We start from the raw sequence: 17,524 nt of genomic DNA, 5'->3' as shown, positions 1-17,524 counted from the left end.
AATGAAGAAAGGTAAGAAATAGTGGTTGATGTAAATCGTTTTAAAAGTATGCAAATCACCCTAGCTTCTCCCAATAAGGTCCGTTCATGGTCTTATGGGGAAGTGAAGAAGCCTGAAACAATCAATTACCGGACCCTCAAACCAGAGCGAGAAGGTCTCTTTGATGAGGTGATTTTCGGCCCAACCAAGGACTGGGAATGTGCCTGTGGTAAATACAAGCGAATCCGCTATAAGGGAATTGTTTGTGACCGTTGTGGGGTTGAAGTGACACGTGCCAAGGTCCGTCGTGAGCGGATGGGCCATATCGAGCTTAAAGCGCCCGTTTCACATATCTGGTATTTCAAGGGAATCCCAAGTCGTATGGGTCTCACTCTTGATATGAGTCCTCGTGCCCTGGAGGAAGTCATCTATTTTGCGGCCTATGTGGTCATCGATCCTAAGGATACGCCACTAGAGCACAAGTCTATCATGACCGAAAGAGAATACCGGGAACGTCTCCGCGAGTACGGAGCAGGCTCTTTTGTGGCTAAAATGGGAGCAGAGGCTATCCAGGACCTCTTGAAACAAGTGGATTTGGAAGCTGAAATTGCGGTTCTCAAGGAAGAATTAAAGACAGCAACCGGTCAAAAACGGGTCAAGGCTGTCCGCCGTCTGGATGTTTTAGATGCCTTCTACAAGTCAGGCAACAAGCCAGAGTGGATGGTACTCAACATCTTGCCGGTTATTCCACCAGACCTGCGTCCCATGGTTCAGTTGGATGGGGGCCGTTTTGCGGCATCTGACCTCAACGACCTCTACCGGCGGGTAATCAACCGGAACAACCGTCTGGCCCGCCTCTTGGAACTCAATGCTCCAGGAATTATCGTCCAAAATGAAAAACGGATGCTCCAAGAAGCGGTTGACGCCTTGATCGATAACGGCCGTCGTGGTCGTCCGATTACAGGACCAGGTAGCCGTCCTCTCAAATCCCTTAGCCACATGCTAAAAGGGAAACAAGGACGCTTCCGTCAAAACTTGCTCGGTAAGCGGGTTGACTTCTCTGGTCGTTCCGTTATCGCTGTCGGTCCGACCCTTAAAATGTATCAATGTGGGGTTCCACGTGAAATGGCGATTGAGCTCTTCAAGCCATTTGTGATGAGAGAAATCGTGGCGCGTGATATTGTCCAAAACGTTAAGGCTGCTAAACGCTTGGTTGAGCGTGGTGATGAGCGAATCTGGGATATTCTGGAAGAAGTAATCAAGGAACATCCAGTACTCCTTAACCGGGCGCCTACCCTCCATCGTTTGGGAATCCAGGCCTTTGAGCCAGTTCTGATTGACGGGAAGGCCTTGCGTCTTCACCCGCTGGTCTGTGAAGCCTACAATGCCGACTTTGACGGGGACCAAATGGCTATCCACGTGCCTCTGTCTGAAGAGGCCCAAGCCGAAGCCCGCATTCTCATGCTAGCGGCCGAGCATATCCTTAATCCTAAGGACGGAAAACCAGTTGTAACACCGTCTCAAGATATGGTTCTCGGGAACTACTATCTGACTATGGAAGAAGCTGGTCGTGAAGGCGAAGGCATGGTCTTTAAGGACATGAATGAAGCGGTCATGGCCCTACAAAATGGCTATGTTCACCTGCACTCCCGTGTGGGAATTGCTACGGACAGCCTCAACAAGCCTTGGACTGAGAGTCAAAAGCATAAGGTGCTCTTGACAACAGTTGGTAAAATCCTCTTCAATGCGATTATGCCAGACGAGTTGCCTTACCTACAAGAGCCAAGTAATGTCAATCTGACTGAAGGTGTAGCTGACAAGTACTTCTTAGAGCCTGGTCAAGATATCCACCAAGCGATCGAGCAGTTGGAAATCAATCCGCCATTTAAGAAGAAGAACTTGGGAAATATCATTGCAGAAATCTTCAAGCGTTTCCGGACAACTGAAACTTCTGCCCTGCTTGACCGCCTCAAGAACTTGGGTTACTACCACTCAACCTTGGCTGGTCTGACCGTGGGGATTGCCGATATTCCAGTTATTGATGATAAGGAAGAAATCATCGAGGAAAGTCACAAGCGGGTAGAGCAGATTACCAAGCAATTCCGCCGTGGGATGATTACCGATGATGAACGTTATAATGCCGTTACTGATGAATGGCGTTCAGCCAAGGAAAAACTGGAGAAACGCCTAACAGCTAGCCAAGATCCGAAAAATCCAATTGTTATGATGATGGACTCAGGAGCCCGGGGAAATATCTCCAACTTCTCCCAGCTAGCCGGAATGCGGGGCTTGATGTCTGCGCCTAATGGACGGATTATGGAATTGCCAATCCTGTCTAACTTCCGTGAGGGTCTCTCTGTTCTTGAAATGTTCTTCTCAACCCATGGTGCCCGTAAAGGGATGACCGATACGGCCCTTAAGACAGCCGACTCAGGTTATCTGACCCGTCGTTTGGTCGATGTGGCCCAAGATGTTATTATTCGTGAGGATGACTGTGGTACCGACCGCGGACTCTTAATCACTTCTATTGCTGATGGTAAGGAAATGATTGAGCCGCTTGAAGAACGCCTGGTTGGTCGTTACACCAAGAAGACTGTTAAACATCCAGAAACAGGTCAGGTCTTGATTGGGGCCAATGAATTGATTACTGAAGATAAGGCAAGAGAGATTGTTGCAGCTGGTGTTGATGCTGTAACTATCCGCTCCGTCTTTACATGTAACACCCGCCACGGGGTTTGCCGTCATTGCTATGGTATCAATCTAGCAACCGGTGATGCCGTTGAAGTAGGGGAAGCAGTCGGAACAATTGCTGCCCAATCTATCGGTGAGCCAGGTACCCAGTTGACCATGCGGACCTTCCATACCGGTGGGGTTGCTTCTAGTGAAGACATCACCCAAGGTCTGCCTCGGGTCCAAGAAATCTTTGAAGCTAGAAATCCCAAAGGGGAAGCGGTTATCACAGAAGTTAAGGGAACCGTTACTGCTATCGAAGAAGATGCCTCTACTCGGACCAAGAAGGTCTTTGTGGAAGGGGCAACAGGTCAAGGTGAATATGTGGTGCCATTTACGGCTCGCATGAAGGTGGAAGTGGGCGATCAGGTCTCTCGTGGGGCCGCTCTGACCGAAGGGTCTATCCAACCGAAACACCTCTTGGCAGTGCGCGATGTTCTGTCAGTTGAGACCTACCTCCTTGCGGAAGTCCAAAAGGTTTACCGTAGCCAAGGGGTAGAAATCGGTGACAAACACATCGAGGTTATGGTCCGTCAAATGATTCGCAAGGTGCGGGTCATGGATCCAGGAGATACAGATCTACTCATGGGGACTCTTATGGATATTACCGACTTTACCGATGCTAACCGCGATGTAGTTATCTCTGGTGGAGTACCTGCGACCGCTCGTCCAGTTCTGATGGGAATTACCAAGGCCTCTCTGGAAACCAACAGCTTCTTATCAGCTGCTTCCTTCCAAGAAACCACTCGGGTTCTGACAGATGCAGCTATCCGTGGTAAGAAGGACCACCTGCTTGGACTCAAGGAAAATGTTATCATTGGTAAGATTATTCCAGCAGGTACAGGTATGGCCCGCTACCGTAATCTGGAGCCTCAAGCAGTCAATGAGATTGAAATCATTGAAGAAGCTCCCGAGACAGAAGCACCAGTCCTGGAAACTAGTGACAGCGATAAAGAATTAGTTTAAAAGAGCCTGTTTAAATCAGGAAATCTTGCTACAAATTAAAACTCTAGGAAGCCCTTAAGTGGCTTTCCTGGAGTTTTTTTGATGTCTTTTAATCAGTTTTTCTTTATTGGAAAAATATATTTATTTATGTTTGCTAGGTCATTTTTACTACTAGACGTCCAAGTCGCTGTCAGTCAGCATGATCAAGCTAAGTTTAAGTGGATTTTTTTCTAAAAACTACTTGTCTAGGCCCCTTCTTTAGTGATATAATAGGGGGAAGCAAGATGTTCAAAAATGTTATTTAACTACTTTCTGCTTGCTAGTCTGCTTTGCTTACTTATAAAGGTGGCGAGCCGGGAGTGAACATTTATCAAGGAAAAAGGGGGAGAGATTTAAAAGTCAAAAAGTTGTTTTTAAAGTTGATTTGTAACTAAACTCTGACTTGAGATACTTTTTAGTATTTTATGAGGAGGAAAAGATTAAAGGAGAATAAAAATATGCCCAAAATTCATAAGGGCTTCAAAAAGTTAGTTGTCGCAGTACTTTTGCTAGTGGTGGCTTCTTTCTTGTTGCCCCTGAATCGAGCCTTTGCCTTAAGTGAAATCAAGGACGATACGGACTTAGCCCAGTTTAGTCCCTACCAGTTTCATTTGGCCACGGATAATTTTACCGTCTTAGAAAAAGCGTCAAATATTGATGAATTTTTTATGAAAACCCCGGGATATGGAGGCTTGGCTTATCCTCAAAAGCACCCCATGCAAAACTTTGCCCTCAAGGTCGATAAGTCTAAAAAGGCTGACCAGGTCTTTGAAAACTTGCTCTCGCTCAAATTTACCAATGCGGGTACGGTCAATGGAAAACAAGTAGATGCTTATCTTAAAATCAACCGAGTGAGCCTAAAGTACTTAAATACAAGTAAAGCGCAAGAGCAGATGGATAATTCAAGCATGACCGCTGTCCAATTCTTTAATATTTCTGAGAATTGGGGCAAGGATTCCTTTGAAATCGGGAACATTCCTTATATGGATGAGGCGCATAACTACTTTATGGATAGTGCCTTTGCGGTGGATGTTGACGTAACTGCTGAAATCAAGTATGCGGATGGATCTAGCTCCGATATGAAACTGGTCATGAAACCGTCAGATATTGATGCAGTTAATGATGGCTTGAAAGAGTCCTTTTATATCAATAATTATGAGACCAGCGTCAGCAAGCGATTGGTCAATACGCGCAATGTCCTAAATGAGGTCAAGGATGGGACCAAGACTGTCTGGGAAGGAACTCAAGGAACTAATGGGGCAGATGAGGAAAATAATGTATCTGGTATGGCCCTGCGCTCGGTCAATGATAGCCTCAATTTTGGCTACCGCTCAACTGCCTATGCCTCAGCTGTTTTTGGCCTTTATATTGAGAGTGGTATGAAAGCGCCAGTTAAGGCAGTTAATCCCGCTCAAATCCCTGCCCAAGCAGGTCAGACGGTGACCTATCAAGCTACCTACACTATTCCAACACCAGGTAAGGATATCATGACTACTCTTGATAGCTTGCAGTTGACAGATAGCTTTGATAGTCGTTTGGATTTCCAAGATTTAACCGTTCAAGTTGGAGGTCAAACCCTAACCGAGGGAAGCGATTATAGCCTTGAAAAGCAGGGACAAACCGTCACTGTCAAGATGGGAGCAGCCTATCTGGATAAGAGTAAGGCCGGCCAAGAAATTCTGGTAAGCTATCGGACCCTGACCAATCAAACGGTAAGCGCCCAAAATGCTAGTCCGATTGAAAATGTGGCTAGTCTCAAACCGGATACCTTCTCTGTTATCTCTAATAAGGTCAGCACCCAGCTCCTCTACAACAAGACCTACGAGTTTAAGAGTAGCACAGCAGGCAAGGATTTGCCAAAAGAGGTAACGGATTTGTTGCCAACCAAGGAAGCGGGCTTTAGCAATGGCCAAAGCCTCACGCCAAATCAACCTCAAACAACCAAGGTTGACCTGGCTGATGGTTCCTGGGTCTTTAAGGGTTATGATGCCGACAGCAAGCAAGTAGAAGGTCAAGATGTCCACTTCTTAGGAACTTGGGAATTTGAGCCCAAGACCGGAAATGTCATTGTTAAGTACGTGGACGAAGAGGGTAAGGAAATTGCTCCAATCGAGACTCTGAAGAGCAATGCTCCAGTGGGAGAATCTTACAGTGCTAGCCAAAAGACGATTGCTGGTTATGACTTTGTCAAGTTGTCTGACGGCTCTGCTCCAGCAAGCGGTACAGTAGTAGAAGGTACAACAGAAGTTGTCTATGTCTACAAGAAAACTGCAACGCCAGCACCAAAGACTGGTAATGTCATTGTTAAGTATGTGGATGAATCAGGAGCTGAAATCGCTCCAAGCGAGACCCTCAAAACTGATGCACCAGTAGGTGAGGCTTATAGTGCTAGTNNGTATGTGGATGAATCAGGAGCTGAAATCGCTCCAAGCGAGACCCTCAAAACTGATGCACCAGTAGGTGAGGCTTATAGTGCTAGTCAAAAGACGATTGCTGGTTATGACTTCGTCAAGTTGTCAGACAGCTCTGCCCCTGCAAGCGGTACAGTAGTAGAAGGTACAACAGAAGTCATCTATGTCTACAAGAAGACAGTAAGTCCAGCACCAAAGACTGGTAACGTCACCGTCAAATATGTGGATGAATCAGGAGCTGAAATCGCTCCAAGCGAGACCCTCAAAACTGATGCACCAGTAGGTGAGGCTTATAGTGCTAGTCAAAAGACGATTGCTGGTTATGACTTCGTCAAGTTGTCAGACAGCTCTGCCCCTGCCACTGGTACAGTAGTAGAAGGGACAACAGAAGTCGTCTATGTCTACAAGAAAGCTGCAACGCCAGCACAGACTGGTAATGTTGTTGTAAGGTATATAGATGAGCAAGGCAATGAAATTGCCCCAAGTGAAGAACTTAAGACCGACGCTCCAGTAGGTGAGTCTTATAGCTCTAGCCAAAAGGCCCTTGCCGGTTATGACTTTGTTAAACTATCTGAACTTTCAGCTCCTGAAAAGGGAAGTGTGACTCAAGGCAGGACGCAAATCGTCTATATCTACAAGAAGAGTTCACCTTCGCAAGGTGGATCTGGAACTGAGGTCATTGGTGCAGATAATCCAAAGAAGGAAGTGAGAGTTAAACCGACAACTATCCTACCTAAAACTGGTAGTGTAAGTAGCATCTTACTGTCCGCTCTAGGAGTCCAACTCTTTCTTCTCGGTCTTAACTACCGTCAGAAAAAATCTTAATTTGATTTATAGATAAGAAGCTAAACTTTTGTTTAGCTTCTTTTTCTTAAAATAGAGGTCGAGACAAAAGTTCTTTGGCTTCTGAAATACATTCGGTTTATGCGCTAGATGCGGTAGCCGCGTCAAAGGTCTTTTCGCTTTATGCTTGCTTTCCTGCAAGCTAACAGTTTCCAGTCTTTTCCTTCTTTCAAGTCATTCATCGAATGCCTAGAAACAAGAAAGCTGACGAACTATTCCTTTTAAGTTTTTTGTGATAAGCTTTGCTTACTTTATTCACAAGCTCCAATAGTCTCCCAGACTATTGGAGCTGTCCCACTCCCATTTTTATTTTTTTGATTTTATTTTTCAAAAATACTTGAAAAAATTCAAAAAATTTGCAATAATATGGACATTGGCAGCAAGAGTGTCCAATTTTATGTTTGGGCATCTTGCATTGGTATGGGAGAAAGGGACAATGGCCTCCTACGTCCAAAAGGAAGTAGGCTAGGTTCTGGCTATTATCATTAAGAAGGCTTATTCTGCGGTTTAGCCGCTGGAAGGAGTAGCTAGATGAAAAACTATTGTCGCCAAGATTCTAGGCAGGGACATTTATGGAAATGCTCCTTGCTCTTACTCTTCTTTAGTCTCAATCTAGGAGTTTCGGAGCTTGCTGCTGATAGCAAGGAAGAGCAAATAAAGGTTCAAGACGCCTTGAGTCTAGAAAAGAGTGGCCAGTCCAGACAGGAGGAATCGGCTTTGCAAGGTCAGGAGCAGGAAAATCAGAGCTCTAAGGAAGAAGCCAGACAAGCCCAATCCCCAGCCCGGCAGGACCAGCAAGGTCCAGAACTTAGCTGGGATTCTGGTTTGGCTAAGACTGCTAGCGAAAAAGCTGGTTCAAAAGATAAACTGGATTTGGCAAGAGAAAAAGAGGAGAAAATCGAGGTCGCTTCCTCGGGAGAGGTGACTAAAAAAGAAGACCCCAAAGGGGCCGAGCCCAAGGCTGAGGCAGGACCTCCTGAGTCGCTTTCTTCTCTGGACGAGAAAAGGGAGGCTAGTTTAAAGAGAATGCAGGACTTTGATCTAGGAATGAAGGATTGGGATGTTTTTTCTGAGGAGCTTAGGCAGGCTCAAAGCCAGGCTGACCTGACCCAGATTCTAAAGCGAGCCCAAGACCGATCAGACCAAAACAAACTTCCTATTCTAAATAAGGCTAAAGAAGAGGCTAGTCATCGTCTGCAAAATCTAGGCTTAAGTCAAAGAGACTTAGCGGTCTTTAATCGAGAGTTAAGGGGCCTAAAGACTCCAGACCAGGTCCAGGAACTGCTGGAAAGGGCACGGCAGAAAAAGGACAAGGCTTCTTTCTCGAATTCTATCGAAGACCCTGTGGAAAAGATAAAGGATAGCTATGATCACAATCAGACCTTGTCAGATCCGGTCAGCACCCTCCAGGCCTTTAAGGAGGGGCAGGATGTACCGGTTTCCTTCTCCTTTGCTAACAGCAGTAAGCAAGATCAGATTATCACAGCCCGGCTAGAAGTCTATCATGCCCAGCGCAGACTTGGCTCAGCTATCGAGGCTCAGGTCTTTTTGAGGAGCGGAGACTCGATTTCCTTGGAAAAAGAGGCTAGTTTGCAGAAATTTTTCACCATTCCAGCCTCTTGGCTGAAAAATGATACTGGCTATGCAGTCAAGGTCAGCATTCTTGACCAGCAAAGGCAGCTTATGGCTTCTAAGGTTATGGGCTTGTCTGTTGAAAGCGATTGGACCAAGTTTCCTCGTTATGGAACGGTGGCTGGCTCTGAAGACTACCAAAATAGTATTTTAGATAAGCCTGAGCTCAAGGCCAGATATGCTAAGGAATTTGAACAAATGAAAAATATGCATATCAATGCCCATTTTTACTATGATGTCTACCAGCACCCAACTCAACCCTTTTCAAAAGAGGACCAGGTCTTTAAGCAGGAGTGGAACTGGTGGAGTCAGTCCCAGATAGATAGCCAGGTTATTAAAGATTTGGTCAAGCAGAGTCACCAAGACGGGGCCAAGGCCCTGCTCTATAATATGATTAGCGCCCGGACCAATTTTGATCCAGCCATTCCAGTCAAAGATGACCAGCTAGTCTATAACTATGAGGATAATTATTTTGGTAAAAAGGGAAGCCCTATGACCAACCCCATGTTAAAGGAGGGGGAAGAGCTAAAGGTCTATCAGGAATACTACAATCCAGCCAGTCCTTCCTGGCAGAACTACATCACTAAAACCATGCAGGAGGCCATGGATGTGGCTGGTTTTGATGGTTGGCAGGGCGACACCATCGGGGATGCCCGCGTCAATACCTCAGAGCAAAGGCAGAGCAAGAAAAACAGTGATTCCTTTTTGATGTCTGATACCTATGCCCACTTTACCAATCGGGTCAAGGACCTGATTCCTAATAAGTATTTCACCTTAAATGCAGTAGGCGGTCAAGGACTAAAGGATTTGGCCAAGTCCAAGCAGGATGTCGTCTACACCGAGGTCTGGGCCAATGGCGATCGGGACGATAATAAGACTGGAACCGGGCGTTTCCATACCGAATATGGAGATTTGAAACGCTTGGTGGACCAAGTCAGGGAACTATCTGGCAAATCCCTGATTGTAGCAGCCTATATGGAACTGCCAGGAGACGGTAATCCTTCAGCCAAGGATGAGTATTTCCAGACAGACGCAGCCCTTTTAGTGGACGCGACCGTAGCAGCAGCTGGGGGCTACCACATGACAGTCGCCGCCAATGCCAACTCTAAACATAAGTACGGGGTAGGGATTCTTGATGCGGCCTACTACGCCAGCCAGGGCTTGAAAGTTTCTGAAGAGCTAAATCGTAAGCTCTATAACTACCAGCAATTTATCACCGCCTATCAAAATCTCTTGCGGGGAGATGGGGTAGAAAACGATCAGGTCCTAGCCAAGGTCTTTAATCGTTCTGGCCGGCAAGTCTCCTTTGATGATAATAATGACCCTGAAAAATCGGGCATCTGTGGTCACCAAGTCTGGACCTTTACCAAGAAGGGACCGGGCTTTCAAACCATCCAGCTCATCAATCTGCAAGGAATCAACTCGGACTGGACCAATAAGGCCGGTCTATCGGAAAATAAACGGCCCAAGGAAGAAAGAAACCTAACTGTTTATTATCCTTTGACCGGCCTGACCAAGCAAGAGGCTGAGAAAAAAGCCAAGTCTGTCTACGTTAGCTCACCCGATGACTGGCTCAAGGGAGATATGAAACAAGTCAAAGCTCGAGTTGTCAAGAGAGATGGAAGCTACGGTCTCCTGATTCAAGTTCCTCGACTCACCCTCTGGGACATGATCTACCTACCAGACTAAGAGAAGCCCCCTTTTTGTTAGGGGAATGTGAAGGCCAGGAAAACCTAATCTGCCTGCTTTCATCTTCATTTTTATATAGCTTTCATAGATAAAAGTAAAAGTTTTAATTTTTTCATTTGAACAAGGTCTTTTGCGGAATTTTTACGATTTCCTCAAAATAAAGGGGAATAAAGTTTTCTTTAAGCCCTATCTGTTTTTTAAAGAACAGATAATTGTCCCATAATGTTCAAATAAATTTTTTTATCTGAAAAACTAACTGTCTAATTTGGCTTGAAAAGGACAGATTAGGAAGAGCTCGAAAGCCCACCTTATCAAACGATTGAGTGGTCACTTGGGCTCTTTTTTATTTTTATGGACAGACTGTTTGTAAATGTGTTGTATTTTAGAAAATTCAGAATTTTTACCATTTTCTATTGAACTTGTAAATTTAAAATATTATAATGGGGGAGGATAGACAGGTGTGTATCCACCAAGTCTTAGTTTGTGTAAAAGGCAAAGGAGGTTAATGCCGATGAAAAGACAAGACACGTCGAAGAAAAAGATGTACAAGAAGGGGAAGTTCTGGGTGGTAGCAAGTATTGCTGTCGGCCTAGCAAGTGCCAACCAAGTGTTGGCTGAGGAAACTGCCCCTGCTCCAGCAGAGGGAGTTCCAGATGCTCCAGCAGCTCAAGCTCCAACTGAGGAAAAGCAGGTAGTGGTTGATGAAGGTCAGGCTCCTGCAACAGGACCAGTCTACAATGCTCCAGCCGCCGCAGAAGTAGCCCCAGCAGCTAGTCCTGAAAAAGCCCAAGAGGCTCCTACTCCAGCGGACCAGCCGGCAGGCAAGGAAGTAGCAGAAACAGCTAATCCAGCCCAAGAAGCTAGTGTCTCTGACAAGGGAACTAACAAGCAGAATGCAAATTCGCTTAAGACTGGCGAGAGCCCAGAAGTTCTGACGGACACCAAGCAGGCACCAGTAGCTGCTCCAAATTATACCAGCTCCAACTATGGAAGACTGGGAGAGACAGCTCAAAAGTTGGTGGCTGAGGCTGGATTTACAGATGCCCAGTTGGATCAGTTAACCGATGTCCAAATCGAGGCCCTCAACAGGGTCCGAGTCGATGATACAGCGGAAGCTGGTACTCGAATGACCTACAAGAATTTTGCAGATATTGCCCAATCCTTGATTGATCAAGACCCCCGCTATGCTATTCCTTTCTTTAAGGCGGATGCCATTAGAAATATGGATGCAGCTACTACTCGCAATGCCCAATCAGGCAAGGTAGAAGAATTGGAAGTTTGGGATTCTTGGCCAGTTCAGGATGTTCGGACCAAGCTGGTGGCTAACTGGAATGGTTACCAACTGGCTGTTGCCATGATGGGGGTTCCTGGTACCAATGACAACCACCTCTACTTGGTTTACAATAAGTATGGGGACAACAATCTACAAAACTGGAAGAATGCAGGCTCTATCTTTGGTTATGGTCTAAGTGAGAACCTGCAACAATGGTCTGGTTCAGCCATTGTCAACAAGGACGGCTCTATCCAGCTCTACTATACCCAAGTTGATGGTAGCGAAGGAACCAACCACCAAAAATTGGCCTCTATCACCCTCAATCTTGAACATAATGACAAGGATGTCTGGATCAAGTCAACTGAAAATGACCAGGTTATCTTTGAGGGGGATGGCTACCACTATCAAACCTATGATCAGTGGAAGGAAACCAACCGAGGAGCGGATAATACAGCCATGCGGGATGCCCATATCGTGGAAGATGAAAATGGGGACCGCTATATTATCTTTGAATCCAGTACCGGAACCGAAAACTACCAGGGTGAAGACCAGGTTTACAACTGGAAGAATTATGGCGGAACGGCTGCCGAAAATATCAAGAATCTCTTCCAAGTCATCAATAATCCAGATATTAAGAGCCGGGCTAGCTGGGCCAATGCCTCTCTAGGAATCATCAAATTAACCAATGATGAGAAGGCTCCTAAGGTAGACAAGGTTTATAGTCCTTTGATTACAGCCAATATGGTCAGCGACGAAATTGAACGTCCAAGTTTGGTTCAGTTGAATGGTAAATACTACCTCTTTGCGGCAACTCGTCTCAATCGGGGAAGTAATGATGATGCCTGGGAAGCAGCCAACAAGGCCATTGGAGACAATGTTGCCATGATTGGTTACGTTTCTGATAGTCTCCTAGGTGGCTACAAGCCTCTGAATGAGTCTGGTGTCGTTCTGACTGCGACCGTTCCTGCTGACTGGAGAACAGCGACCTATTCTTACTTTGCTGTTCCAGTTGAAGGCTCAAACGATACGGTCTTGATGACCTCTTACATCACCAACCGTAATGGTGTGGCTGGTCCTGAAAATAAGGCTAGCTGGGGACCAAGTTTCTTGGTTAAAATCCTACCAGACGGTACAACTCGTGTTCTAGCCAAGATGACCCAACAAGGGGACTGGATTTGGGATGAAGGTAGTGAGAGCCAAGATATGGTTGGTACTCTAGAAACAGCCAAACTTCCAAATGAAGACTATTATGTGGATTGGGAACTAATCGGTTACAACCTCAAGGACCACAAGCCAATTGACGATCCAGCAGATCCTAAGAAGGATAATAGTGGAGCTAGCCTTGTCGCACCTCTAGTCTACGATCCAGGTGAGCTTGTGATTCCAGCTGACTATGATCCAAACGATCCAAATGGTGGTCAAGGAGCAGCTACTAGAAACTTGGCAGCTAGTCAACTGGCTAATTCCAAGGATCCAAGTGGACTGGCAAACAGTAAGAATGGAAAAGACGGTCAAAATCCAGACCTAGCTAAGGCTTCTGCCCTCCCTTCTACTGGAACAGTAGCTACCCAAGCCTCTATCCTGGCTGGTATTGCTGGTCTTGTCGGAGTAGTATTTGCTGGTGCAGCCTATCGCAGGAAAGAAGAACGAGACTAAGTTTTTGCTTAGCCCTATAAAAAAAGAGGAGTTGAGAGTCATCTCAGCTCTTTTTTCAGTTTTTTAATAAGGACCTAAACAAACAAAAAAAGAAACCAGTTTAAGAAAACAGGAAAGCGCTTGCAAGAAAACTGAAAAAGTTATAAAATAGAGCTAAGAAAATCCACTAGCTAGAAAGGAGAGCTTATGAAAGCTTATACTTATGTCAAGCCAGGTTTGGCCCAGTTTGTCGATGTGGATAAACCACTGATTCAAAAGCCGACAGATGCCCTGGTTCGCCTAGTGAAAACCACTATTTGTGGGACCGACCTCCATATCATCAAGGGAGATGTCCCAGCGGTGGAGAGCGGTCGAATTTTGGGTCATGAGGGGATTGGCCTTGTTGAGGAAGTTGGTAGTGCAGTGACCAATTTCAAAAAGGGAGACAAGGTCTTGATTTCCTGTGTCTGTGCTTGTGGCAAGTGTTATTACTGCAAGAAAGGCATCTATGCCCACTGTGAGGATGAAGGAGGTTGGATTTTTGGTCATCTGATTGATGGGATGCAGGCAGAGTATTTGCGGGTACCGCATGCGGATAACACCCTCTATCACACACCTGAAGGCCTATCTGATGAGGCCCTGGTCATGCTATCAGATATTCTACCGACTGGCTATGAAATCGGGGTTTTAAAAGGCCAGATCAGCCCTGGTTCGACTGTGGCCATTGTCGGCTCGGGTCCTGTCGGTTTAGCAGCCCTCTTGACAGCCCAATTTTACTCTCCAAGTAAGCTCATCATGATTGACTTGGATGAGAATCGGCTAGATAGGGCCCTCTCTTTCGGTGCCACCCACAAGGTCAATGCTTCAGATGCCCAGCAGGCGATTGAGCAAGTCTATGCCCTGACTGATAATCGTGGGGTGGATGTAGCGATTGAGGCGGTGGGGATTCCAGCCAGTTTTGACCTCTGCCAAAAGATTATTGGGATAGACGGCACTATTGCCAATGCTGGAGTCCATGGTCGGCCAGTTAGCTTTGATTTGGATAAGTTGTGGATACGCAATATCCAGGTCACTACGGGTCTGGTCTCTACCAATACGACACCTCAGCTCTTAAAAGCTCTGGAAGGTCATAAGATTGCCCCTGAAAAGTTAGTAACCCATTACTTCAAGTTGAGCGAGATTGAAAAAGCTTATGAAGTCTTTTCAGAGGCTGCCAAGCACCAAGCTATTAAGGTCATTATTGAAAATGACATTTCACCCCAAACATGATTGACTAGTAAGTCACTTAAGGTTCTGAGATGATTTTAAGCTCATCTCAGAGCCTTTTAAGCTTGGATAAAAGCTAGAGAAGAGCCGAGACAGATAAGACTTTCTAGGACTGGGAAGTCTTTTTCCTTGCTCCCCTTGTTTGGCCTTGAGGCCGGGTCTTTTTCTCCCCTTTTGAGCATATCTTTTTTAAAATGCCTCGATTTCCTATATAATATACGGTAATGAAGGATGTGAGAAAATTGTATCGTGTGGTAGAAATGTATGGGGATTATGAACCTTGGTGGTTTTTAGACGGTTGGGAGAAAGATATTGTTAGCAATCGCTCTTTTGAGCATTATTATGACGCTTTGAAATATTATAAAAGAGCATGGATAAAATTGTCAGAGCAATCACCGCGTTACAAGAGTCGTAGTGATTTGATGACTATTTTTTGGGATCCCAAGGACCAGCGCTGGTGCGAGGAATGTGATGAGTATGTCCAGCAGTACCATTCCTTGGCTTTGCTTGAAGACGAGCAGAAAATTCCGAAAGCCAAATTCCGCCCTGGCTATGATAAGCAAAATGCTACTGAGAAACATCGGATTTGTGGGATAGGTATCAAAGACTAAGTAAGGTTGGGAGTAAACCCAGCCTTATACTATTTTATAGGGACTAGGTTTAAAAGAGAGTCAGCCCAAGTCTAAGAAAAAGGCATAACATCCAGCTGGATGTTATGCCTTCTTTCTTGTGGAGCCATCAACCTGCCTCTTATCTATCAGATTTTGTCTAATTCTTTTCTTTGTACCTTGTAACTAGGTAAGAAAAGGCGCTCATAATAGTTAGGCCTACTAGGCTAAGCAGAGAATCCTGCTGACCAGTTGCTGGAAGTTCTTCTTGGCCTTGTTTCATTCTTTGAGGGTTAGTTGTTGGACTAGTGTTTGGCAAAATGATTTCTTGTTGGGAGCTAGTCAAGCGCAGAACTGAACCAGAGTTAGTTTCCTTCTTTCCCTTGCTTGGCTGAACAAGAGGGACATTTTCTTGGCTCGGCTCGATATAATTGTATCTAAATTCTCCAAAACCTGGACTAGTTTGAGAAGGGCCCAAGTAGCTAATGTCAGACTGGCCGGCAATCAAATCTTTGGCATGATCGGCAGTTAAAAAGCGGATATCCAAGCCTTTGATGGTATCGCTGAAACCCCAGTTGTAATCAGCTGTAGGATTGATGGTTTTCACGGCCAGGATATAGTTGATAATGGCCTGCCGATTTTCGAGATTTAGGAGACGATTGAGACTGGCCTCTCTGACTCCTGGGAATTTTCCATTGGCCCGATAGTTGTTGGTAACAACGATAAATTCTTGTTGCGGATCCACATCTCTACCTTGGTATTGGAGATCGCGTACCCGGCTGGCTTGAGGATTTACTAGCTTACCTTCCCGGTCATATTTATTGGGCTGGGTAATATCGAATTTATAGCTGACCCCATCGATAACATCAAAATTATAGGTTCGATAGTTAGTATTGACTAGTTCTTGAGCTTCCTTCTTGTTAGGGTCAATCCGATTGAACTGGCCTGCCGACATTTCTAGCCATTCCTTGAGTTGGGCTCCAGTTACTTTGAGGATAGCTGTGACATTATCGTAGAGATAGAGGTCAGCTACATTCTTGATTGCAATAGGCCCCGCTGCTATATCCGTATAGGCACTGGCATCGCCACGAGTTCCGGCCTTGAAAGGAGCCGCAGCAGATAGCAGGGGTAGCTCGGCCTCAGTCGTTCCTTTGAGTTCATTTTTGGCATACCAGAGCTGAGCATTGTTAACGATTTGGACAGACGGATCGTCCTTGACCAAGGAGAAGTAGATGGTGATAGGAGCGGTTGTCTGCCCCACTTGCTGGCGGACGTATGTAATTGTGCCTTCATGAGCAGGTTTGGCAATATCAATGACGCGCTGATCCGCAAGATTTGACTTGCTGTCGACCTTGCGGATAGAGCCCTTGCTATTGCTAACCTGCCATTTGCCCTCTCTATAGGTCAGATTGAGGTCAATGACGCCCAAGTGATCGCCATATTTACCAGCCATGGTAACTGGTGTGCCGTTAATCTTACCATTAACTCCGTCCACGCCCTTATATTTTTCATAAAAGCCTGTTCCATTTCCGCTAGGAAATTCGGCATGGGAATGACCAGTGACCACCGCGTCAACACCGGGGAGGCTGGCGATTTGATAGCCCTCATTTTCCTCCCCCTTTTCGTACTTATCATCTCCGATACCAGAATGGGAGAGGACCAGAGTAATGTCTGCCCCAGCCCGGCGCATGACTGGCAGGATATCTTGAATGGCCTCAACCGAATCCTTGACCTCAATCTTACCTTCCAGATGAGCCTTGTCCCAGCTGAGGATTTGTGGAGGGACAATCCCAGTTACTCCAATCTTGAGGCTAACCTTGTGCCCCTCGGTATCTGTGAAAGTCTTATTGATAATCTTGTAGGGTTCATAGAGAAAGTTTCCGGTTTTTTTATCGATTACATTGGCATTGACAATGGGCATGCCGGCCGTGGCAATTACCTTTTTAAGATAGTCCAAGCCGTAGTTAAATTCATGATTACCCAGGGTTCCCGCTTCAAAACCCAAGGCCTCTAAGGCAGCATACATGGGGTGTTGCTCCCCTTCAGCAATCGGCTGGACAATGGCCTTGTAAGTACCTAGGGGTGTCCCTTGAATGGTGTCACCATTGTCGACCAGAAGGACATTGGCATTTTCTTTTTTTGCTTCTTCAATGAGTAAGGCAGTCTTGGCTAGCCCTAAGGTTTCAACGGGCTTATCCTGATAGTAATCATAATTGACCAGATTGGTATGAAGGTCTGTTGTAGCCAGGATTCGGACGTCTACCTTTTGCCCTTCGATTGGAGCTAGGTCTGCTTGGTCAAGCTGGGCTTGTTCTGCTTGAGCAAGGACGGCTTGTTTCGTCTCGCTATTGTCTTGGAAACTTTCTTCCTCGGAAGAGACTGCTGCTTAATTGAGCAGTTCCCAATTTTCATTATACAATATGAGCCTACCTTCATCAATAGGACTAGAAGAGGAAGACTTTCTGCTTCTATCT

6 protein-coding genes and 1 pseudogene are annotated in these 17,524 nt (G+C 45.8%); 6 read left to right on the top strand and 1 reads right to left on the bottom strand.

From position 1 onward, the window contains the following. Positions 1-21: 21 nt before the first annotated feature. From rpoC to C4K46_RS06360, 6 genes are all read left to right on the top strand, one after another. On the top strand, positions 22-3,675 hold the full coding sequence (rpoC, locus tag C4K46_RS06385) for a DNA-directed RNA polymerase subunit beta' (protein WP_209628061.1): 3,654 nt from the start codon (positions 22-24) through the stop codon (positions 3,673-3,675). A gap of 443 nt (positions 3,676-4,118) precedes the next feature. Further along, positions 4,119-6,929: a MucBP domain-containing protein gene (locus tag C4K46_RS06380; protein ID WP_476756098.1), complete on the top strand. Its 2,811-nt coding sequence runs from the start codon at positions 4,119-4,121 to the stop codon at positions 6,927-6,929. Between the two features lie 549 nt (positions 6,930-7,478). Then, positions 7,479-10,268 (top strand): glycoside hydrolase family 66 protein, encoded by a 2,790-nt coding sequence (locus tag C4K46_RS06375; protein WP_209628059.1) that lies wholly within the window; start codon positions 7,479-7,481, stop codon positions 10,266-10,268. Positions 10,269-10,779: 511 nt separating this feature from the next. Continuing rightward, positions 10,780-13,197 carry a glycoside hydrolase family 68 protein gene (locus C4K46_RS06370; protein WP_245335148.1) on the top strand — a complete coding sequence of 806 codons (2,418 nt, stop codon included), beginning with the start codon at positions 10,780-10,782 and terminating at the stop codon, positions 13,195-13,197. A 186-nt stretch (positions 13,198-13,383) separates the two neighbouring features. Next, positions 13,384-14,445, top strand: a complete 1,062-nt coding sequence (locus C4K46_RS06365; RefSeq protein ID WP_209628058.1) for a zinc-dependent alcohol dehydrogenase family protein — start codon at positions 13,384-13,386, stop codon at positions 14,443-14,445. 239 nt (positions 14,446-14,684) lie between these two features. Then, a complete protein-coding gene (locus tag C4K46_RS06360; RefSeq protein WP_209628057.1) occupies positions 14,685-15,053 on the top strand; it encodes a DUF1033 family protein in 369 nt (122 codons plus the stop codon). A gap of 157 nt (positions 15,054-15,210) precedes the next feature. Here the strand turns inward: C4K46_RS06360 and C4K46_RS06355 are convergent. Further along, positions 15,211-17,400, bottom strand: a pseudogene (locus tag C4K46_RS06355) (bifunctional 2',3'-cyclic-nucleotide 2'-phosphodiesterase/3'-nucleotidase); the annotation flags it as partial. Positions 17,401-17,524 lie beyond the last annotated feature (124 nt).

This window comes from Streptococcus oricebi, assembly GCF_017883985.1.
In the GTDB taxonomy this organism is placed as follows: Bacteria; Bacillota; Bacilli; order Lactobacillales; family Streptococcaceae; genus Streptococcus; species Streptococcus oricebi.
This window is presented reverse-complemented; position numbering and strand designations above follow the sequence as displayed.

What these genes read in the sequence shown, in the direction of transcription:
- C4K46_RS06375 (WP_209628059.1), top strand. Translation starts at nt 7,479, where the DNA reads ATGAAAAACTATTGTCGCCAAGATTCTAGGCAGGGACATTTATGGAAA.
- C4K46_RS06370 (WP_245335148.1), top strand. Translation starts at nt 10,780, where the DNA reads ATGAAAAGACAAGACACGTCGAAGAAAAAGATGTACAAGAAGGGGAAG.
- C4K46_RS06365 (WP_209628058.1), top strand. Translation starts at nt 13,384, where the DNA reads ATGAAAGCTTATACTTATGTCAAGCCAGGTTTGGCCCAGTTTGTCGAT.